General features: G+C 70.3%; 17 protein-coding genes. 7 read left to right on the plus strand and 10 right to left on the minus strand.

Annotated features, from left to right (window positions below):
- Positions 1-123 precede the first annotated feature (123 nt).
- The 3 genes from ACU6WY_RS03205 (at position 124) to ACU6WY_RS03215 (ending at position 2,428) form a co-directional block, all read left to right on the plus strand.
- Positions 124-618: a cytochrome C5 gene (locus ACU6WY_RS03205; protein ID WP_483821023.1), complete on the plus strand. Its 495-nt coding sequence runs from the start codon at positions 124-126 to the stop codon at positions 616-618.
- A gap of 249 nt (positions 619-867) precedes the next feature.
- The gene (locus ACU6WY_RS03210) at positions 868-2,121 is read left to right on the plus strand and encodes a styrene monooxygenase/indole monooxygenase family protein (protein WP_483821024.1); all 1,254 of its coding nucleotides are present in this window, start codon (positions 868-870) and stop codon (positions 2,119-2,121) included.
- Positions 2,114-2,428 carry an EthD family reductase gene (locus tag ACU6WY_RS03215; protein WP_483821025.1) on the plus strand — a complete coding sequence of 105 codons (315 nt, stop codon included), beginning with the start codon at positions 2,114-2,116 and terminating at the stop codon, positions 2,426-2,428. The genes ACU6WY_RS03210 and ACU6WY_RS03215 overlap by 8 nt, the downstream gene beginning before the upstream one ends.
- A gap of 107 nt (positions 2,429-2,535) precedes the next feature.
- On the opposite strand, the gene ACU6WY_RS03220 is transcribed toward ACU6WY_RS03215, so the two are convergent.
- Positions 2,536-3,498: an AraC-like ligand-binding domain-containing protein gene (locus ACU6WY_RS03220; protein ID WP_483821026.1), complete on the minus strand. Its 963-nt coding sequence runs from the start codon at positions 3,496-3,498 to the stop codon at positions 2,536-2,538.
- 199 nt (positions 3,499-3,697) lie between these two features.
- Between ACU6WY_RS03220 and ACU6WY_RS03225 the strand changes: the two genes are divergently transcribed.
- Together ACU6WY_RS03225 and hpaB are read left to right on the plus strand one after the other, a co-directional pair.
- A complete protein-coding gene (locus tag ACU6WY_RS03225) occupies positions 3,698-4,243 on the plus strand; it encodes a flavin reductase family protein (RefSeq protein ID WP_230007642.1) in 546 nt (181 codons plus the stop codon).
- A 54-nt stretch (positions 4,244-4,297) separates the two neighbouring features.
- Complete coding sequence (gene hpaB, locus ACU6WY_RS03230; RefSeq protein ID WP_483821027.1) at positions 4,298-5,752, plus strand: 4-hydroxyphenylacetate 3-monooxygenase, oxygenase component; 1,455 nt, start codon at positions 4,298-4,300, stop codon at positions 5,750-5,752.
- Positions 5,753-5,770: 18 nt separating this feature from the next.
- Here hpaB and ACU6WY_RS03235 read toward each other — a convergent pair whose 3' ends face one another.
- Together ACU6WY_RS03235 and ACU6WY_RS03240 are read right to left on the minus strand one after the other, a co-directional pair.
- Positions 5,771-6,169, minus strand: coding sequence for an HtaA domain-containing protein (locus tag ACU6WY_RS03235; RefSeq protein WP_483821028.1), 399 nt, complete (start codon positions 6,167-6,169; stop codon positions 5,771-5,773).
- A complete protein-coding gene (locus ACU6WY_RS03240) occupies positions 6,166-7,080 on the minus strand; it encodes a LysR substrate-binding domain-containing protein (RefSeq protein WP_483821029.1) in 915 nt (304 codons plus the stop codon). Before ACU6WY_RS03240 ends, ACU6WY_RS03235 begins: the two co-directional genes overlap by 4 nt.
- A 120-nt stretch (positions 7,081-7,200) precedes the next feature.
- On the opposite strand from ACU6WY_RS03240, the gene ACU6WY_RS03245 reads away from it, so the two are divergent.
- Positions 7,201-10,182, plus strand: coding sequence for a cytochrome P450 (locus ACU6WY_RS03245; protein ID WP_483821030.1), 2,982 nt, complete (start codon positions 7,201-7,203; stop codon positions 10,180-10,182).
- Positions 10,183-10,207: 25 nt separating this feature from the next.
- On the opposite strand, the gene ACU6WY_RS03250 is transcribed toward ACU6WY_RS03245, so the two are convergent.
- The 6 genes from ACU6WY_RS03250 to ACU6WY_RS03275 all read right to left on the minus strand — a co-directional run bounded on the left by ACU6WY_RS03250 (position 10,208) and on the right by ACU6WY_RS03275 (position 16,714).
- Entirely contained in the window at positions 10,208-11,011 is an 804-nt protein-coding gene (locus ACU6WY_RS03250; RefSeq protein ID WP_483821031.1) for an HpcH/HpaI aldolase family protein, read from the minus strand.
- The gene (locus ACU6WY_RS03255) at positions 10,996-11,781 is read right to left on the minus strand and encodes a 2-keto-4-pentenoate hydratase (RefSeq protein ID WP_483821032.1); all 786 of its coding nucleotides are present in this window, start codon (positions 11,779-11,781) and stop codon (positions 10,996-10,998) included. Before ACU6WY_RS03255 ends, ACU6WY_RS03250 begins: the two co-directional genes overlap by 16 nt.
- Positions 11,782-11,869: 88 nt before the next feature.
- Positions 11,870-13,018: a 3,4-dihydroxyphenylacetate 2,3-dioxygenase gene (hpaD, locus tag ACU6WY_RS03260; protein WP_483821033.1), complete on the minus strand. Its 1,149-nt coding sequence runs from the start codon at positions 13,016-13,018 to the stop codon at positions 11,870-11,872.
- A gap of 1 nt (position 13,019) precedes the next feature.
- The gene (hpaE, locus tag ACU6WY_RS03265; RefSeq protein WP_483821034.1) at positions 13,020-14,534 is read right to left on the minus strand and encodes a 5-carboxymethyl-2-hydroxymuconate semialdehyde dehydrogenase; all 1,515 of its coding nucleotides are present in this window, start codon (positions 14,532-14,534) and stop codon (positions 13,020-13,022) included.
- An 18-nt stretch (positions 14,535-14,552) separates the two neighbouring features.
- Positions 14,553-15,239, minus strand: a complete 687-nt coding sequence (locus ACU6WY_RS03270) for a GntR family transcriptional regulator (RefSeq protein WP_483821035.1) — start codon at positions 15,237-15,239, stop codon at positions 14,553-14,555.
- Positions 15,236-16,714 (minus strand): fumarylacetoacetate hydrolase family protein, encoded by a 1,479-nt coding sequence (locus ACU6WY_RS03275; RefSeq protein WP_483821944.1) that lies wholly within the window; start codon positions 16,712-16,714, stop codon positions 15,236-15,238. Before ACU6WY_RS03275 ends, ACU6WY_RS03270 begins: the two co-directional genes overlap by 4 nt.
- A gap of 121 nt (positions 16,715-16,835) precedes the next feature.
- On the opposite strand from ACU6WY_RS03275, the gene ACU6WY_RS03280 reads away from it, so the two are divergent.
- The gene (locus tag ACU6WY_RS03280; protein ID WP_483821036.1) at positions 16,836-18,227 is read left to right on the plus strand and encodes an MFS transporter; all 1,392 of its coding nucleotides are present in this window, start codon (positions 16,836-16,838) and stop codon (positions 18,225-18,227) included.
- 95 nt (positions 18,228-18,322) lie between these two features.
- Here ACU6WY_RS03280 and ACU6WY_RS03285 read toward each other — a convergent pair whose 3' ends face one another.
- The gene (locus tag ACU6WY_RS03285) at positions 18,323-19,738 is read right to left on the minus strand and encodes an aldehyde dehydrogenase family protein (RefSeq protein ID WP_483821037.1); all 1,416 of its coding nucleotides are present in this window, start codon (positions 19,736-19,738) and stop codon (positions 18,323-18,325) included.
- Positions 19,739-19,773 lie beyond the last annotated feature (35 nt).

Here is a 19,773-nt window from a genome sequence, read left to right on the forward strand (position 1 = left end):
CGGGAACGGTGCCCCCGCTTCGTCGTTTTCCGCGACAGAAACGAGGGGTGACGGTCGGTTGAACACCTCCCACATCGCTGACAAGGGGTGCGCGGAGGTGCCATGACGTGGCATCGTCGTCTCATGACTGCTTCCGTGCTGAACGACCTTCTCCGCCGCGTCACCGAGAGCGGTCTGCTCGACGAGCCGACGATCGATGACGACACCGTCGTCGGAGTCGCCCAGCTGGATGCCGCCGGCGTCGAGGTGGAGGTCGACCTCGACCCCGAGATCGACGACGCCGACGCTCCCGACATCGACGCGATCATGGCATCCCTCTCCGAGATCCTGTCCGTCAGCGAGGACCGCTGGCGAGCGATCGTCGACGAGGTCGTCTCCGACATCGAGGACGCCCTCGAGGACGACGAGCTGGATGCCGAGATCGACCTGCGCACCGACCTCGAGGCCGTGGGTGTCGGTGTCTTCGCGGACGCGGTCATCGTGGTCTTCGCCGGAGCCACGTCGTTCCCGGATTCGCTCGTGCACGTGCAGCTCACCCCCGAGCTCGAGGTCGAGGACATCGAGATCGTCAGCGACGACGACGACGACGAGGAAGACGAAGACGGCGACGACGACTGATCCAACGCCACCGCCTGACGCGAACGGCCGGGACGCACCCTCGGGTGCCCCGGCCGTTCGTCGTTGTCGGTAGCTCTCCCGCTCCCGCCCTCCGCCGCGACGTGCGCGGCTGGTCCCACGACGCCGGTGTCTGGTGCGTGGGTGTGACGGTGGGGCGGGAGGATTTTGCATCCGTGCCCGAGGACCTACCGTCGGGGACACGCGGCGCGCAGAGAGGCGCTCCGTGAGAGAGCATCCACAGGAGGACACATGACGAACATCGGCGTCGTCGGCGCCGGAACGGCGGGCCTGCATCTGGGCCTTCTGCTGCGGCAGCACGACATCCCCGTCACCATTTACACCGACCGCACCGCCGACCAGGTGGCCGAGGGGCGGCTGCCCAACAGCGTCGCCCACCACGCGGTCACGATCGAGCGCGAGCGCGAGCTGGGTGTCGACCACTGGCCGGTCGAGGAGTTCGGCTACTTTTGCCACCACCACTGGGTGGGTGGCGCCGAACTGTTCTTCCGCGGCAACTTCGAAAGCCCCTCACGGGCGGTGGACTACCGGATCTATCAGCCGACGCTCATGGGCGATTTCGAGGATCGCGGAGGCCGGATCGAGATCCGTTCCGTCGAAGCGGAGGATCTCGCGGCGCTCAGCGAGAAGCACGACGCCCTCGTGGTGGCTTCGGGCAAGAAGTCGCTCGGCGACTTCTTCGGCATCAACGAGGCCAAGACCCCGTACGCCGGCCCCCAGCGCCGGCTGATGGTGGGGCTGTGGCACGGTGTCTCGAACGAGGACACCAAGAGCGTCACGCTCAGCATCGCGCCCGGCCACGGCGAACTTCTCGACATCCCGCTCTACAGCTTCGCCGGGCACACCCACGCGCTGCTGTTCGAGAACGTCATCGGCGGAGACACCGAGGTGCTCGCCGACGCGCGCTACGACGACGACCCCGAGGCGTTCCGTCGCCTCGTCCTCGAGAAGGTGCGGCAGTACCACCCGACGATCGCCGCGCGGATCGACGAATCGACGTTCGCGCTCGCGCGGCCGCAGGATCTGCTCCAGGGGGCCGTGCGTCCGGTGCTGCGCAACGACTACCGTGTGCTCGACAACGGCACGGTGGTCATCGCGGCCGGCGACGTGCACTCCGTGCTCGACCCCGTCATCGGGCAGGGCGGGAACTCGGCCTCCTACTCGGGCTACACCGTCGGTCAGGAGATCCTCGAAGACCGGGGATTCGGTGCCGACCTCGGGCGCCGCGCGGCCGAGCGCCGCCGTGAACGCGTCGAGAAGGTCAGCGACTGGACGAACCTCATGGTGCAGGTGCCCCCGGCGCCGCACCTGATCGACCTCCTCGGGGCGATGAGCCAGTCGCCGACCCTGGCGGACGAGTTCACCCAGAACTTCAACGACCCGATCGCCCAGTGGGACGACGTCGTCGGATCGCCCGAGACGGCCGCCGCGGCGATCGCCCGGACGGCGGCCCGTGACGCGAGTGAGGAGCCCGCCCATGCATAAGCTGCTCGTGCTGTACCCCGAGCCGGTCGACCGGGTCGCTTTCGAGGAGCACTACCGTGCGGTGCACCTGCCGCTGTGCGAGAAGCTCCCGGGCGTGCGCGAGATCTCCTTCACGCTGTCGGTCGACCCGGGGCCTGCTCCGGCGCCGTACTTCGCGGTGTTCGAGGCCACCTTCGACTCCGCGGACGACCTCGGGAACGCTCTCGCCTCCCCCGAGGGGGAGGCGGTCCAGGCCGATGTGCCGAACTACGCCACCAACGGCGCGGTCGTGATGACGTTCGCCGCGGAGCAGCTCGTCCGAGTGTGAGTGCGCGCGCCGGGGCCGGGACGAGAGCTCCCGCCCCGGCGCGTCGCTGTTCGCGCCGCACGGCGCCCGCGGAGGCGGCCGCCTCTCGGCGCGCGTGTCGCAGCGGCTCAGCCGACCGCGGCTCCCCGATATTCGCTCGGTGAGACGCCCACCTGGGCCCGGAACAATTTGCTGAAGTGCGACGGGTCGCTGAAACCCCACGCCGCCGCCACCGCGGCCACCCCGTGGCGGGCGTGGCGCGGGTCGCGGAGATCGCGGCGCACGTGATCGAGCCGGCGGTCGCGCACCCAGTGCGACACCGTCGTCCCCCGTCGCTGGAACAGCGTGTGCAGGTGGCGCGTCGAGATGTACGCGGCCGCGGCGATCCGCTCCGGGCCCAGGTCGGGTTCGTGCAGGTGCGCGTTGATGAACGTGTCGATGCGGAACATCAACTCCGCGTGGGGGTCCGACCACGGGGCGTCGCGCAACTCCTGCCCGACCATCGTGGCGATCAGGTCCATCGTGTTGTGCGTCACCTGCACGCCCGTGGCCTCGTCGAGCGTCGGCAGTGCGCTGGCCAGACCCGCGAGAAAGTGCCCGACTGCGCGAGCGAACCCCTGGTCGCCGGGGATCCGCACCGCCGTGAGGCCGCGCAGGATCGTCGCGTCGATGTTGATCATGCGGTGCGGGAACATCACGACCACGGCCGCGAGGTCGTCGGCGAAGGCGAGGGTGTACGGGCGGCTGGTGTCGTAGAGGACGATGTCGCCGGGAGAGAGCAGCGCCGTCCGATCGTCCTGTGTCAGGACGCCGGTGCCGCTGAGCTGCAGCGTCAGTTTGACGTACGACTCCGCGGACGCGTCGACGAGGTCCTGCGAACGGGTCACCGAGTGCCCGCTGGCGCGGACGGTGGAGAACAGGATGCCGTCGTTGACCCGCCCCTCCATATGGGCGCTGAACGGGGTACCCCGGGGGGAATCCACCGTCAGAGGGACGAACGAGCGCGAGGCGATCGCCTGCCACTGTTCTTTGCCCAGGGCGTGCTCGCGGATCAGGCCGGGAGCGACCGTGGACGGCGTCGGGGATTGCATCGCCACTCACCTCACATCGATGTGATCGAGCGAGCCTCCATTGGCTCGGACACCCACAGCGTACGTCGCCCCGGGCATCGCGCGCCCGGCGGCGGCGTTGATCGCGGCGCTGAGGGCCAAGCCCCGCACGCGCATTCACCAGACGATGACGCCCCATGCGGCGCACCATGGACCCAGCCGGTCAGAGAGGACCCCGCCCATGATGATGAGTTCCCTCGGGACGTTTCCGCCCGAGTCGACACTGTTCCGCCCGACCGCGCACTTCTTCCGCGGTGGGCTCGGTCGGTTCGCGACGGGTGTGGCCGTGGTCACCTTCGACACGATGGATGCCGCGGGCGACCCGCTTCGGCACGGCATCACCGTCAACTCCTTCACGTCGGTGTCGATGGACCCGCCGCTGGTGCTCGTCTCGATCCAGCGCACGGTGCGCACGCACGAGATGCTGCACGACACCCCCTTTACGATCAACATCCTCGGCGCCGAGCAGCAGGGGCTGGCGCTCACCTTCGCGGGTCGCCCTCAGGTCGAGCCGGTGTGGGAGGACGGGCACCGGGCTCCGCGGCTCGCGGGTGTGCTCAGCTGGTTCGAATGCGAGCCGTGGGCGGAGTACGACGGCGGCGACCACACGCTCTTCGTCGGGAAGGTCGCCGATTTCGGCTACCGCGCCGGCGACGCCCTGGGCTTCGTCAACGGCCAGTTCACGACCGTGCACGAGGCCCCTCGGGGCCACGAGCTGCTGTTCTGATCCGGCCGCGTCCCCCTTCCCGCGTCCCGGTTTCGCCGTTCGAAAGGTTCCCCCATGCCCGCACGCCCCGGTTCCGATTACCTCGCTCGCCTGAACTCGCGGCATCCCGAGATCCACGTCGACGGCGAGGTGGTCACGTCGCGGGTTGCCGAGCATCCGGCGTTCGCGCCGGTCGCGCGCGCCTACGCCCATCTCGCGGATCTGTCGCACGACCCGGCCCACCGCGAGGAGGTCACGTTCGCGGGCGACACCGGCGAGGCCGAGCCGATCGCGCACCTCGTGCCGCGCTCCGCCGACGACCTGGCCCGCCGGCGCCGGGGGATGCAGGTGTGGGCGGGGGAGAGCGCGGGATTCCTCGGGCGCACGGGCGACTACCTGTCGTCGGCGCTCGCCGCCTTCGCGGGGTCGTCCGCGTTCTTCGCCCGGGCCGGGGACGCGTACGCCGAGCGCGTCTCGGCGTACGCCGAGCTCGTGCGCACCGAAGACCTCGTGCTCTCGCACACGCTGCTGCCGCCGCAGGCCAACCGGGCCGTGCCCGCCGTCCGCCAGGGTGACGGGGCGCTCGCGGCGCGCGTGGTCGAGGAGCGCGCCGACGGGATCGTCGTGCGCGGCGCCCGCATGCTCGCGACCTCGGCGCCGGTCGCCGACGAACTTCTCGTGCTCCCCTCGACCGTGCTGCGCAACGCCCCCGAGGATGCCGCGTACAGCTTCGCCTTCGCGATCCCCACCGACGCCCCCGGCCTGCGGCTCCACTGCCGCACGCCGCTGCACCGCGGCGGTCCCGGCTTCGACGAGCCCCTGGCCTCGCGGTTCGATGAGATGGATGCCGTCGCCGTCTTCGACGACGTGTTCGTCCCCGCCGAGCGCGTGTTCGTGCTGGGTCGCCCCGATCTGTGCAACGCGCTGTACACCGAGACCGGCGCGGGCGCTCTCATGACCCACCAGGTCGTGACGCGCACGCTGGTCAAGACCGAGTTCTTCCTGGGCCTCGCCTCGTCGATGGCGGAAGCGATCGGCATCCAGGGGTTCCCGCACATCCAGCAGCAGCTGGCGGAGCTCATCACCTACGTCGAGATCGAGCGGGCTATGCTCCGTGCCGCCGAGGTCGATGGTGAGGCGAACGAGTTCGGGGTCTTCCTGCCGCGGTGGGCGACGTTGAATGCGGCGCGCAACTGGTACCCCACCCACGTCTCGCCTCGGCTGACGGAGATCATCCGCACCCTGGGGGCCTCGGGACTCATGGCGACCCCGAGCGCCGCCGACTTCCCCGTCGACGCCCATGGCGACCTCGAGCAGTACCTGCAGTCGGCGACGCTCGGCGCGCGCGAGCGCACGGCGCTGTTCCGTCTCGCGGCCGACGCCGCCGTGTCGGGGTTCGCGGGCCGGCAGTCGTTGTACGAGTACTTCTTCTTCGGCGACCCGGTGCGCATGGCCTCGGCGCTCGTCGGCTCGTACGACTTCACCGACGCGCGGGCGCGGGTGCGTGGCATCCTGGATCGCTCGGAGTGATCTGGCCCCCGTTCGCGCTCACGCGCGGATCGTGAAGTCCTCCAACGGCGTGCCCGCCTCGTAGGGGCCGAAGAACAGGTCGGCGCCGTCGGCGGTGAGCGCGACCCCCGTGCCGGTCGAGCCGTCGAACCCGGCGACCGTGGCGAAGGGGAGTCGCGCCGCGCCGTCGTCGGGGTCGGCGATCTCCAGCGTCCAGGTGTCTCCGCGGGGCACGAGTGCCGGGTCGGCCAGGACGACGCGCATCATTCCGCCGTGCCCGATCAAGGTCACGCTGCCGGAGAAGACGCGCCCGTCGCCGGGGAAGACGAAGCCGGAGTCCCCCTCGTGCGCGCCCCCGGCCGTTGCCACGGTGCCGTCGCTCATGCCGCGCACGTATCCCAGGAGCGAGCGCTTCACGGCCCACACCAGCGCACTCACGCCGACGTCCAGCTGATCGAGCGGGCGAACGAGATGAGGGTCCGCACGCGATCGGGGGGATCGATCGTGGCCGACCAGATCACGTCGATGCCGACGGGGTCCACGGGCGGCGAGATCTCCTTCATGGCGACAGGGTAGCCCTCGTAACTCGCCGGATTCGCGGGACGCTGCACGAGGATGCCGTAGCCCAGCCCCCTCCCGACGAGCGTGCGCACCGCCTCGTAGCTGGCGGTGCGATGACGAATGCGCGGGGTGAGTCCGCGTGCCTCGAACAGGGAGAGCGTGTGCGCGGAGGACGGAGGGGCGTCGAGCAGGATGAGGTCGCGCGGGGCGACGTCTTCGAGGCGCACAGTCTCGGCCTGCGCGAGCGGGTCGTCGGCGGCGAGCAGCACGTGGGCGGGGAGGGCGAAGAGGCGCTCGCGGCGGGGGTGCCCCGGAACGAGGGTGTCGTAGACGAACGCGACATCGACCTCGCCTGATTCGATCCGCCCCTCGAGCTGGTCGTGCGTCGCCTCGCGGATGTGCAGGTCGACCCGGGGGTGGTCCTCGCCGAAGTCGTGCAGGAGCGGGGGCAGGACGGTGGGGGCGAGGGTGGGGTAGCAGCCGATCGTGATGGGTCCGACGAGCTCTCCGGGCTCACCGCGCAGACCGATCATGAGTTCGCGGGATGCCGCCAGCAGCGGCCGCGCGCGCTCGACCACGTGGACGCCGGCGCTGGTGAGCGACACCCCGTGCGCGCGTCGGCGCACCGTGAGCGGTGCGCCGACCAGCCGATCGAGGTCGGCGAGGGCATCGGAGAGGGTGGACGGGGAGACGCGAAGCTCCGCGGCCGCGGCGGCGATCGTGCCGGCGTCGGCGACGGCGGTGAGGTAGCCGAGCTGGCGCAGCGTGAAGTCGGGGACGGCGAGCATCGGGAGCCTTTACATCGGAGAAATCGAGGATGTAGACCGGAAAAAGCCGCTTTTGCCGGTGTATGGCTCGAACGATACTCGAACTGTTCGCCGCCGAACACCGACACGAGGAAGTGCACCGTGAGCCGACCCGCCCCCATCGCCGACTGGGTGACGATCCCCGACCTCTACCGCGACCCCTTCCCCATCTACGATCGGCTGCGCGCCGAGGGCGGCGTGCACTGGGTGCCGAGCGTGGGGCGCTACCTCATCACGAGCTACGACGCCGTACACACGACCGAGTTCGACCAGGAGACGTTCTCGGCGAACGAGGAGGGGTCGCTGCAGATCCGTGCGATGGGGCACTCGATGTTGCGCCGGGACGATCCCGAGCACTACCCGGAGCGCAAGGCCTGGCAGCCGGTGCTGCGCCCGGGCGTGGTCAAGCGCACGTGGACGAGCGTGTTCGAGCGGAACGCCGAACGGTACCTCGACGAGATGATCGCCAAGGGCCCGGGCGCCGACATCATCTGGGACTTCGCGGCCCCCTACGCCGCGGAGAATCTGCGCGAGATCCTCGGCTTTCACAACGTGCACCAGGAGGACCTGCAGCGCTGGTCGCAGACGCTCATCGACGCGACCGGAAACTACGCCGATGATCCCGAGGTGTGGGCGAAGGGCAAGCGGTCGTTCGACGAGGTCGACGCGGCCCTCGACGAGATGCCCGCGTGGCACGCGAAGAACCCCGACCACTCGCTCATCTCGACGCTGCTGCGCATCCCCGACTACGAGATGCCGAACGAGAAGATCCGGGCGAACGTGAAGATGACGATCGGCGGCGGGCTCAACGAGCCTCGCGATGCCCTCGGCGTCGCCGCGTGGGCGCTGCTCGAGCACCCGGATCAGCGCCGCGCGGTCGAGGCCGATCCCTCCCTGTGGCCGGCGGTCTTCGACGAGGCCATCCGCTGGATCGCGCCCATCGGCCTGTACTCGCGCCAGGTCACCACCGACACCGTTCTGGCCGGGGTGCAGCTCCCCGCCGGGGCGAAGCTCGGCATCTGCATCCTCTCGGCCAACCGCGACGAGAACATCTGGCCGGATGCCGCGGAGTTCGACATCCGCCGAGAGGTCAAGCCTCACCTCGCCTTCAGCAAGGGTGTGCACGTGTGCCTGGGCGCGTGGGTCGCCAAGGCCGAGGTGGCCACGGTGGGCCTGCCGCGGCTGTTCGAGCGCCTTCGGGGCCTCGACCTGCATCCAGAGCGTCCCGCCGTGATCGGCGGTTGGGTGTTCCGCGGGATGCTCGAGCTCCCGGTCACCTGGGACACGGCGACGGCCGCCGTCCACGCCCCTGAGACCTCGCCCGTCCGCCCCGCGGCGACCGCTCCCCGCGTCGCGATCGTCGGGTCGGGCCCAGCCGGCTGCTTCACGGCGCAAGCCGTGCGCCGTTCCTTCCCCGGGGCCGAGATCGACGTGTTCGACCGCCTGCCCGTGCCGTACGGTCTCGTGCGTTACGGGGTGGCCGCCGACCATCAGGGCACGAAGTCGGTGGCGCGGCAGTTCGACCGCCTCTTCACCGACGAGGGCGTGCGGTTCCACGGCGGTGTCACGATCGGCGAGCACGTCTCGCTCGCCGAGATGCGTTCGGCATTCGACGCCGTGGTGCTCGCCTCGGGGCTCTCGACGGATGCACGTCTGGCCGTGCCCGGCGCCGATCTCCCGGGAGTCGTGGGCGCCGGAACGCTGACCCGGGTGCTCAACGGTCATCCCGATCACCACGGTGACGAGGTGTCGCTCGGCCGGCGGGTGGTCGTGATCGGTCAGGGCAACGTCGCTCTCGATGTCGTCCGGCTGATCTCGCGGACGAGCGCGGATCTCGACGGCAGCGACATCGACGACGCTGTTCACGAGCGTCTGGCCGGGGATGTTCGCGTCGTGCACGTCGTCGGACGCTCCGCGCCCCAGAACGCGAAGTTCGATCCCGTGATGGTGCGTGAGCTCGCCGGTCTCGGGGGCGTCGGGCACACGGTGCACGGGGCCGACCTGGCTGCCGTCCCCGAGGGCAAGGATGCGCGCGTCGACGCCGTCCGCGCGCTGGAGGCCGCGGCCGACGGGAACGCGCGGGTGCAGGTGCACTGGTGGTTCGGTCTGACCCCGGAAGCGATCGAGGGCACGGCAACGGCGGAGACGGTGGTCTTCCGCGGCGTCTCCGGCGAGGTGCGCCTCGACGCCGATGCCGTGGTCACCGCCGTCGGCTTCGGCGCGGACGCCGCAACGCTCGTCGAGCCCGGCGCGCACCCCGACGGGCGGATCGAGCCCGGCCTGTATGTGGCGGGCTGGCTGCGGCGGGGGCCGCGCGGCACGATCCCCGACCAGCGCTCCGACTCGCGCGCCCTCGCCCGCGCGCTCGCCGACGATCTCGCCTCGGGTGCGATCACCGGGGGAGCGGAGGGCATCGACGCCCTCGATCTGCCCGTTCGCGTCGACTTCGACGGGTGGCGACGGATCGACGTGCGCGAGACGCTCAGCGCCGCGCCCGGCCGCGTCCGGGCGAAGCTGCGCACGCTCGACGACCTGCGCGCGGCCGCGACCGACCTGTCGATCCTGCTCCCGGCCGCCGACGCGTCCCGTGCCGACGTGGGTGGGGGAGAAGGGTGTGGACCCGTCACGATCCTCTTCGGCACCGAATCGGGCAACGCCGAACTCGTCGCCGAGGATCTCGCACGCCACCTCGGCGACCGCGCCGACACGAGGGTCATCGATCTGGGCGACCTAGAGCCCGCCGACCTCGACCCCGAGCGCCTGCACCTGGTCGTCTGCTCGACGTACGGTGACGGCGAACTCCCCACCAACGTCCGCGGGCTGCGCGAGCGGCTGCTGTCGGAGCGGCCGGAGCTCGTTGGCATCCGGTATGCGGTGTTCGGTCTGGGTGACCGCAGCTACACCAAGACGTACTCGCGCGGCAGCGAGATGATCGACGAGGCGCTCGCCGCGTGCGGCGCGACGCGGGTCGGCGAGTACGGGCGCCATGACGCCGGCGGGCCGCTGGATGCCGCCGAGGTCGCGCGTGAATGGGCCGACGGCGTGCTCGCCGAGCTCGCGGCCCGAGAACTGGTGATCCGCTGATCCGGCACCGGCCGGCCGGCGCGGATCAGTAGCTGGCGCGTTCGGGGTCGTCGCCGCCCGACGACCAGCGAGCCGCGAGGGCCTCCGAGCCGCGGGCGAGGAGCGCGACGTCGGCGCCGACGAGAACGAAGGAGGCCCCGGCATCCAGGTACGCCTGTGCCGCGGCGGGGTCGAAGGCGTTCACGCCCACCGGCTTTCCGGCCGCGCGCACGGCCTCGAACGCGTGGAGCGCGGCGGACACGACGTCGGGGTGGGTCTGCTGACCGAGAAGACCCAGGGATGCCGCCAGGTCGCTCGGACCGACGAAGACACCGTCGATGCCGTCCACCGCGGCGATCTCACCCGCGGCGTCCACACCGTCGAGCGTCTCGACCTGGACGAAGAGCGACACGTGATCGTCGGCCCGGGCGAGGTAGTCGTCGACGCGGTTCCATCGCGCCGACCGGGCGAGCGCCGACCCCACACCCCGGACGCCCCGCGGCGGGTAGCGCACCGCGGAAACGAGGTCGCGGGCCTGGGCGGCCGACGACACCATCGGCACGAGGATGTTCTGAGCGCCGAGGTCGAGCACCTGCTTCAGGGTCACCGCGTCGCCGATGGGCACGCGCACCACCGGCGTCGCCGGGTAGGCGGCGATCGCCTGCAGCTGCGTGAGAACGGAGGTGAGTCCGTTGGGGGAGTGCTCCATGTCGACGAGCACCCAGTCGGTCCCGGAACCCGCGACGATCTCCGCCACCAGGGGGCTGCCCGAACACACCCAGATGCCCGCGAGCGGACGGGGTGATGCGGCCAAGCGCTCGCGGAAGGTCGGGCTCAGACGAAGTGGCATGCGATCTTTCCCATCGGTCCGTAGTCGCACAGCACGCTATCGCCCCGCGACACCCACATCGGCCGGGTGAAGGAGCCGGCCAGGATGATCTCTCCCGCCTCGAGGCGCGCGCCGTGCTGCGCGAATTTGTTCGCGAGCCAGGCGACTCCCGTGGCGGGGTGACCGAGCACGCCGGCGGCGACACCCGTCTCTTCGATTTCGCCGTTGCGCGAGAGCACACCGGGCACCCAGCGCAGGTCGATCTCGTCGGGGCGCTTGTGCACGTCGCCGAGGACCATCGCCCCGTAGGCGGCGTTGTCGCTGATCGTGTCGACGATCGTGCGGCCCTCCAGCTCGATGTGGGAGTTCAGCACCTCGAGTGCGGGGACGGCGTAGTCGATCGCCGCGAGGGCGTCGTCGAGCGTGCAGTCGGGGCCCTCGAGCGGCGTCTTGAGCACGAACGCGAGCTCCACCTCGATGCGCACGTTCGAGAAGTGCTCCACCGGAATCTCGTCGCCTGAGCGATACACCGTGTCGTCGAACATCACGCCGTAGTCCGGCTCGGTGATGCCGGTCGCCTGCTGCATGGCCTTGGAGGTGAGGCCGATCTTGCGCCCGACGAGCGTGCGCCCGGCCGCGATCTGCGTATCGCGCCAGCGGCCCTGAATGGCATACGAGTCGGCGACCGTGGCATCCGGGAACCGCGCGGTGATGCGCGGAATCACCGCGTGCGTGCGGTCGGCCTCGGCGAGTTCGGCCGCGATCGCATCGAGCTGCTGCTCGGTGAGCATGCGTTCCTCCGTGTCTTGTGGCCTGAGTCGCCAGAATTTGTCGCCTCCGGGCGAGCCTGGGCGACAAATTCTGGCGACTCGCGCCTCGTTAGAGCTGGTTGCCGAGCTTGAACTCGGAAGAAGGGGATGCCTCGGGGGCGCGGGTGTAGGAGAAGCCGTCGGCGCCGATCGTCACGGCCATCTCGCTCGCATCGGTGCGGGCGCGCACCGGCTGCGGGGCGCCGTCGAGGTCAAGCACGAGCGACGCCTCGGTGTACCACGACGGCACGACAGCGTTCCCCCACCAGTCACGGCGCTGGTTGTCGTGCACGTCCCACGTGACGACCGGGTTATCGGGGTCGCCGGTGTAGTAGTCCTGCGTGTAGATCTCGACGCGGTGGCCGTCGGGGTCGCGCAGGTAGAGGTAGAACGCGTTCGAGACGCCGTGCCGGCCGGGGCCTCGCTCGATGGCATCCGACCGTCGAAGCGCACCGAGCTTGTCGCAGATGGCGAGAATGTTGTGCTTCTCGTGCGTGGCGAAGGCGACGTGGTGCATGCGCGGGCCGTCGCCGCCGGTCATGGCGGTGTCGTGCACGGTGGGCTTGCGGCGCATCCACGCGGCGTAGACCGTTCCCTCGTCATCCTGGATGTCTTCGGTCACGCGGAAACCGAGCGTCTGCATGAAGTTCACCGCTCGCGGCACGTCGGGCGTGACCTGGTTGAAGTGGTCCAGGCGCACCAGTTCTCCGGGCGTGTGCAAGTCGTAGCGCCACGACAGGCGCTCGACGTGCTGGGTGTCGAAGAAGAACTCGTACGGGAATCCCAGCGGGTCCTCGACGCGCACCGAGTCACCGATGCCCTTCGTGAAGCCGTCGGGGCGCCGTTCGACGCGGCATCCGAGTTCGGAGTAGAAGGCGACCGCTTTGTCGAGGTCTTCGGCGCTGCGCACGCGGTACGAGAACGCGGCGACAGCGGCGACCGGGCCCTGACGCAGCACGAGGTTGTGGTGGATGAACTCTTCGGTGGAACGCAGGTAGATCGCGTCGCCGTCTTCCTCGGTCACGTAGAGACCCAGCACGTCGACGTAGAACTCCCGGGATGCCGCCAGGTCGGTGACCACGAGCTCCATGTAGGCGCAGCGCAGGATGTCGGGCGCGGGGGAGGAGGGCGTCGGGATGGGGTTGTCGGTGCGGATCGGCGCCTCGGGTGAGACGAAGAAGCCCGAGGAGGTGCGGGTCATCTGGGTGCGGTCGGTCATCTCAGGCTCCTTTGCCGAAGGTCGGGTTGTGGGACGGGCCGAGGGTGATGTGCACGGCCTGCTGGTCGGTGTAGAAGTCGATCGAGCGGTAGCCGCCCTCGTGGCCGAGGCCCGAGGCCTTCACGCCGCCGAACGGGGTGCGGAGGTCGCGCACGTTGTTGGAGTTCAGCCACACCATGCCGGCGTCGACGTTCTGCGCGAACGTGTGCGCGCGCTTCAGGTCGTTCGTCCAGACGTAGGCGGCGAGGCCGTACCTCGTGTTGTTGGCCAGGGCCAGGGCCTCGTCGTCGGTGTCGAACGGGGTGATCGCCACGACCGGCCCGAAGATCTCCTCCTGGAAGATCCGCGCGTCGGGGGCGACGTCGGCGAAGACCGTGGGCTGGACGAAATTGCCCTCGTCGAAGCCCTCGGGGCGGCCACCGCCGGCGACGAGGCGCCCCTCGGTCTTGCCGAGGTCGACGTACGACATGACCTTGGCGTAGTGCTCGGGGTGCACGAGCGCGCCGACCTCGGTCTCGGGGTCATCGGGGTAGCCGACCTTCACTCGCGCGGCCTGGGCGGCGTAGCGCTCGACGAACTCGTCGTACACGGAGCGCTCGACGAGGATGCGGCTGCCCGCGGTGCACCGCTCGCCGTTGAGGGAGAACACCCCGAAGATGGTCGCGTCGATTGCGGCATCCAGATCGGCGTCGGCGAACACGATCGCCGGGCTCTTGCCGCCGAGCTCCATCGACAGACCCTTCAGGAACGGGGCGGCGTTAGCGAAGATCAGCTGGCCGGTCGAGCTCTCACCCGTGAAGGAGATCAGCGGGACGTCGGGGTGCTTCACGAGCGCGTCACCGGCGTCTTCGCCGAGACCGTTCACGAGGTTGAACACACCCGCGGGGAGCCCCGCCTCCTCGAAGATGCCGGCCCACAGCGAGGCCGACAGCGGCGTGAACTCGGCGGGCTTGAGCACGACGGTGTTGCCGGTCGCCAGCGCGGGGCCCAGCTTCCAGGACTCGAGCATGAACGGCGTGTTCCAGGGCGTGATGAGGCCCGCGACGCCGATCGGCTTGCGGTTGACGTAGTTGAGCTGGCGCCCGGGAACCTTGAACGCGTCATCGGTCTGGGCCACGATCAGGTCGGCGAAGAAGCGGAAGTTCTCGGCCGCCCGGCGCGCCTGCCCGAGGGCCTGCGTGATCGGCAGGCCCGAGTCGAACGACTCCAGCTCGGCCAGACGGGCGTCGCGCGACTCGACGATGTCGGCGATGCGGTGCAGCACGCGGGAACGCTCGCGGGGGAGCATGCGCGGCCACGGTCCGTCGGTGAAGGCCTTCCGCGCGGCGGCGACGGCGCGATCGATGTCGGCCTTCTTGCCCGCCGCGGCCCGCAGGTAGGTCTGGTTGGTGACCGGGTCGAGGACGTCAAACGTGTCGCCGTCGGCTGAGTCGACGAAGGCGCCGTCGATGTAGTGCTGGATGCGCTCGGGCAGGTCGGCGGGGATGCGCCGCGTCGCGGTCTGCGTGTCGCTCATGGGATTGCTTCTCCTGTGTCAAACCGCCGGGAGGCCCAGGACCTCGTCGGGGTGTTCGTGGATGAGGTAGGCGTCGAGGGTGGCGGCGCGGTGGCGGCGCGAGGCCTTCTCGATCTCGCCGAGGGGCGCCGAGGACTCGATCAACCGGAGGATGTTCTCGTGCTCCCGCACGCTCTCGGCGGCGCGGCCGGGCACGAAGCTGAAGGTCGAGTCGCGCAGATGCCCGAGACGGGCCCACTCGGCTTGGACGAGCTCGAGCATGCGCGGGTTCGCGCAGCGCCCGAACAGCGTCGCGTGGAACTCCTGGTTCAGCGCGGTGAAGGCGCGCGGGTCGAAGTGGTCGAGCGTCTCGATCATCCGCTCGTTGATGGAGCGGGCGCGTCTGACATCGTCGGCAGTCAGCGCGCGGGCCGAGAGTGCGGTCGCGGCACCCTCGAGGATGCTGAGCGCCTGCATGCTGTGGCGGTACTGCGAATCGTCGACCATCGACACCCGCGCCCCGATGTTGCGCTCGAAGGTCACGAGCCCCTCAGCCTCGAGCTGCCGGATCGCCTCGCGCACGGGCACGACGCTCATGTCGAGCTCGCCCGCGATCGAGCCGAGCACGAGCCGATAGCCCGGCGTGAACTCCTGGCGGGCGATGCGTTCCTTGATCCAGTGGTACGCCTGCTGTGACTTGCTCAGCGTCACATCGGTGCCGCTCACGAGCGCTGCTCCTCGAACCGGGCGCGCCACTGCGCGTTCATCGGGAAGAGCCCGTCGACGGGATGCCCCGCCGCCACCTGCTCCGCGATCCAGGCGTCCTCTTCTTCCTGGGCGAGAGCGGCGTCGACGACCTCCTCGACGAGAGCGGGGGGAATGACGATGACGCCGTCGCGGTCGCCCACGATGACATCGCCCGGCTGGACGGTCGTGCCGCCGCATCCGATCGTCACATCGGTGTCCCACGGCACGTGGCGCCGGCCGAGCACCGCCGGGTGCGCGCCGCGCGAGAAGACGGGGAGGCCGACGGCCGCGACGGCGTCGTAGTCGCGCACACCGCCGTCGGTCACGATCCCGGCGGCACCGCGGGCTTTCGCGCGCAGGGCCAGGATGTCTCCGAGCGTGCCCGACCCGGTCTCGCCGCGCGCCTCGATCACGATGACCTCGCCCGCGCCGACGTCGTCGAACGCGCGCTTCTGCGCGTTGTACCCGCCGCCGTGCGAGGCGAAGAGGTCTTCGCGGTGGGGGACGAAGCGCAGCGTGCGGGCGAGTCCGACGAGCGTGGTGCCCGGGTGCATCGCGGCCACACCGTCGATCGTGACGTCGTTCAATCCGCGCTTGCGCAACTGCCCCGACAAGCCCGCGACGGGCACCCGCGAGAGCTTCTCGCGCAGATCGTCGGTCAGCCGGAACGGTTCGGGAGCGGGCGGAAGGCCCGCGCTCTCGCGCGAACCCCAGGCTTCGGCGCGCTGATGGTCGTCGACCGACGGCAGCGACCCCAGCGCGTCGTCGAACGCGGCGTCGCCCTGCACCACGGTGGTGACGAGGCGACCGGAGCTCGGCGTGCCGGCCACGCCGGGGGCGTCGACCTCGACCTCGACCACGGCGCCCGGCAGCACCACGCTCGACCCCGCCGGCGTGCCCGTAAGGATGACATCGCCGGGTTCGAGGGTGAAATGCTGCGAGAGGTCGGCGACGATCTGCGGCAGGGGAAAGAGGAGATCGTCGGTCGTGTCGTCCTGCGCCAGCTGCCCGTCGACCCAGACGCGCACGCGCAGACCCGTGGGCGACACGGTCTGAGCGGGAATGAGACGTGGCCCCACCGGCGTGTAGCCGTCGCGCCCCTTCGAGCGCACGTTGGAGCCCCGGTCGTTGGCGCGCAGGTCGTAGACCCCGAAATCGTTCGCCGCGGTGACCGCCGCCACGTGTGCCCACGCCTGGTCGATCGGCACTCGGCGCGCGGTGGCGCCGATGACGAGGGCGACCTCTCCCTCGAAAGCGAGGAGTTCGGTTCCGGCCGGCCGCTCGATCGTGGAACCCGTGGATGCCAGAGAGCTGGACGGCTTGAAGAAGTACGAGGGGTCCGCCGGCCGGCGCCCGCGCTGGTCGGCGCGCGACGGGTAGGACAGGTGCACCGCGATGATCTTGCCCGGGCGCGCGGGGAGGGCGGCGAAACGGGGGTCGCCGGCATCCGACATGCTCATGCGGCTCCTTTGCTCGTTGTGTCGTATTCGAAATCGTATATGATCCTCCACGGCGGATCAACACCGCTGCGGCGCAGCCCGCACCCACCGACAGAGCAGTCGCAGGAGGCCAACGATGACTTCACCACACCCATCCGTTCCCGAGGGGTTCACCCCGACCGGAACGATCTCGACATCCACCGATCGACGCCGCGTGGTCTTCGCGACCGTCGTGGGCACCACGGTCGAGTGGTACGACTTCTTCATCTACGCGCAGGCGGCGGGCCTCGTCTTCGCTGCCGTCTTCTTCGAGCCGGCGGGCCCGGGCATCGCGCTGATCCTGTCGTTCCTGACGGTGGGGCTCAGCTTCCTGTTCCGCCCGCTCGGAGCCTTCCTGGCCGGACACTTCGGCGACAAGTACGGCCGCCGCGTCGTGCTCATGGTCACTCTGATCCTCATGGGCGTGTCGACCACCCTCGTGGGTCTGCTCCCGACCTACGCGGCCATCGGCATCGCTGCCCCGATTCTGCTGATCTTCCTGCGCATCCTGCAGGGCATCTCGGCTGGCGGCGAGTGGGGCGGCGCGGTGCTCATGGCCGTCGAGCACGCGCCGAAGAACCGGCGCGGACTCTTCGGTGCCTCGCCGCAGATCGGTGTGCCGATCGGCCTCCTGCTGGCATCCGGGATGATGGCGATCATGGCGCTCATCGCTCCGGGTGACGCCTTCATCGAATGGGGATGGCGCGTGCCGTTCCTCTTCAGCGTCGTGCTGATCTTCGTCGGGTACTACATCCGCAAGCGCGTCGAGGAGAGCCCGGTGTTCGTCGAACTCGCCGAGCGCCGAGAAGAGACCAAGACCCCCATCGTGCAGCTGTTCCGCAAGCACTGGGCGCTCGTGATCATCGCCGCGTTCGTCTTCGCGGGCAACAACGCGGCCGGGTACATGTCCACCGGGGGCTACATCCAGAACTACGCGACCAACCCCGCGGGTCCGCTCGGGCTCGACCGCGGTCCCGTGCTGTGGGCGGTCGCCGGCGCATCGGTCGGCTGGCTCGTCTTCACGTGGCTCTCGGGGTGGCTGAGCGACATCATCGGCCGCCGCACCACCTACATCATCGGCTGGATCGCCCTCGCGATCGGCGCCATCACGCTGTTCCCGCTCGTGAACACCGGCGAGATCGGGCTGCTGTTCCTGGGGCTCCTCATCCTGACGGTGGGCCTCGGTTTCACCTACGGCCCGCAGGCGGCGCTGTACGCGGAGCTGTTCCCCGCATCGGTGCGCTTCTCGGGGGTGTCGATCTCGTACGCGATCGGTGCGATCCTCGGCGGCGCGTTCGCCCCGACGATCGCCACCGCGCTCGTGCAGGCCACCGGCACCACGTGGTCGGTCGCAATCTACCTCGTCGGCATGGCCGGGCTCGGCCTCATCGCGACGCTGCTGCTGCGGGACCGCCGTGGCATCCCGCTCGGACCGGACAACGAGGCCGAACAGGCCGTGTCGCCGATCTACGGGGTATCGAGGTCCTGACGCTCCCGTCCGCGCACAGCGGCGGAGATCGTCACCGGCACGCCGGGTGGGAGGGTGCCCACCCGGCGTGCCGATGCACGTCTCCGCCGTCGTGCTCACCGCGTGATGACCTTCGGGGCGGCAACGGCCTTCAGGCCCTCCTTCCCGAACTCCATCCCGTAGCCCGACCCCTTCACGCCGCCGAACGGCACGAGCGGGTTGAGCGTGCCGTGCTGGTTGATCCATACGGTGCCCGCCTGCAGGCGCTCCGCCACCGCGACGGCCTCCTCCACGTCGGCACCCCACACCGAGGCGCCGAGCCCCTGGTCGGTCGCGTTCGCCCGGGCGATGGCGTCGTCGAGGTCGGTGTACCGGAGCACCGGGATGACGGGGCCGAACTGCTCCTCGCCCACCAGCGCCGCGTCGTCGTCGATGTCGGCCACGACCGTGGTGCGGTAGAAGTGCGGGCCGAGGTCGGGGGCGGCACTTCCGCCGGTGACGATGCGTGCGCCGCGCTCTCGAGCGTCATCGACCAGGCGCGAGACGATCGCGAACTGCTGCGGGGTCGACAGCGGACCGAGGGCGCTGCCCTCGTCGGTGCCCGGTCCCATCGGTGTCGCTTCGGCGAGCTCGGCGAGCGCCCGGACCACGTCCTCGTACAGAGAGTCGTGCACGTAGAGCCGCTTGAGCGCGGCACACGTCTGCCCGGTGTTGATGAAGATGCCCCAGAACAGGCCCTGGGCGATCGCGGCGACATCCGTGCCCGGAAGCACGATGCCGGCGTCGTTGCCACCGAGCTCCAGCGTGAGGCGCGCCAGGTTGTGCGCCGAGCCCTCGATGATGCGTCGGCCGGTGGCCGTCGAGCCGGTGAACATGATCTTGTCGAGGTCGGGGTGCGACGCGATCGCCTCGCCGACGTCGCGACCGCCGGCGACCACGGTGAGCACGTCCTCGGGCAGGTGGCGGTTCATGAGCGCCGCCACGGCCAGCACGCTGAGCGGGGTGTATTCGCTGGGCTTGGCGACGACCGTGTTGCCCATGCGCAGCGACGGCGCGATCTGCCAGATCGCGATGAGCGCGGGCCAGTTCCACGGCCCGATCGCGCCCACGACGCCGAGCGGGGCGTAGTGGAGCTCGGAGCGCGTACCCTCGGCCTCGAACAGCACCTCGGGCTCGAGCACCGTGTCGGCCGCCTGGCGGATCCACACCGCGCAGCCCGCGGCCTCGAAGCGGGCACCCGGCCCGTTGAGCGGCTTTCCCTGTTCGCGGGCGATGATCTGCGCGAGCTCCTCGGCGTGCGCGTCGATCTCGTCGGCGGCCCGATGCAGGATGGCCGAGCGCTCGGCGTGCGTGAGCGCCGCCCACGCCGGTTGGGCTGCGCGGGCCGCACTCACCGCCCGCGCGAGGTCGGCCGCCGTGTGCACCGGCGCGTGGCCGATGGTCTCCCCACTGGCGGCGTCGGGGATCGCGCGGCCGACCGCTTCGTCGACCGTGATCTCGGCGAGCAACGTCGCCGTGTGCGTCTGTGTCATCTGATCCTCCCTGAGCAGATCCATGCGCTCAGTCA

The sequence above is a fragment of the Microbacterium sp. ZW3a genome, from assembly GCF_057167165.1.

Coding starts and splice junctions, on each gene's coding strand:
- hpaB (WP_483821027.1), top strand. CDS start 4,298: ATGCCCGCACGCCCCGGTTCCGATTACCTCGCTCGCCTGAACTCGCGG.
- ACU6WY_RS03240 (WP_483821029.1), bottom strand. CDS start 7,080: ATGCTCGCCGTCCCCGACTTCACGCTGCGCCAGCTCGGCTACCTCACC.
- ACU6WY_RS03285 (WP_483821037.1), bottom strand. CDS start 19,738: ATGACACAGACGCACACGGCGACGTTGCTCGCCGAGATCACGGTCGAC.
- ACU6WY_RS03225 (WP_230007642.1), top strand. CDS start 3,698: ATGATGATGAGTTCCCTCGGGACGTTTCCGCCCGAGTCGACACTGTTC.
- ACU6WY_RS03210 (WP_483821024.1), top strand. CDS start 868: ATGACGAACATCGGCGTCGTCGGCGCCGGAACGGCGGGCCTGCATCTG.
- ACU6WY_RS03250 (WP_483821031.1), bottom strand. CDS start 11,011: ATGCCACTTCGTCTGAGCCCGACCTTCCGCGAGCGCTTGGCCGCATCA.
- ACU6WY_RS03255 (WP_483821032.1), bottom strand. CDS start 11,781: ATGCTCACCGAGCAGCAGCTCGATGCGATCGCGGCCGAACTCGCCGAG.
- ACU6WY_RS03275 (WP_483821944.1), bottom strand. CDS start 16,714: ATGTCGGATGCCGGCGACCCCCGTTTCGCCGCCCTCCCCGCGCGCCCG.
- ACU6WY_RS03280 (WP_483821036.1), top strand. CDS start 16,836: ATGACTTCACCACACCCATCCGTTCCCGAGGGGTTCACCCCGACCGGA.
- hpaE (WP_483821034.1), bottom strand. CDS start 14,534: ATGAGCGACACGCAGACCGCGACGCGGCGCATCCCCGCCGACCTGCCC.
- ACU6WY_RS03215 (WP_483821025.1), top strand. CDS start 2,114: ATGCATAAGCTGCTCGTGCTGTACCCCGAGCCGGTCGACCGGGTCGCT.
- ACU6WY_RS03220 (WP_483821026.1), bottom strand. CDS start 3,498: ATGCAATCCCCGACGCCGTCCACGGTCGCTCCCGGCCTGATCCGCGAG.
- ACU6WY_RS03205 (WP_483821023.1), top strand. CDS start 124: ATGACTGCTTCCGTGCTGAACGACCTTCTCCGCCGCGTCACCGAGAGC.
- hpaD (WP_483821033.1), bottom strand. CDS start 13,018: ATGACCGACCGCACCCAGATGACCCGCACCTCCTCGGGCTTCTTCGTC.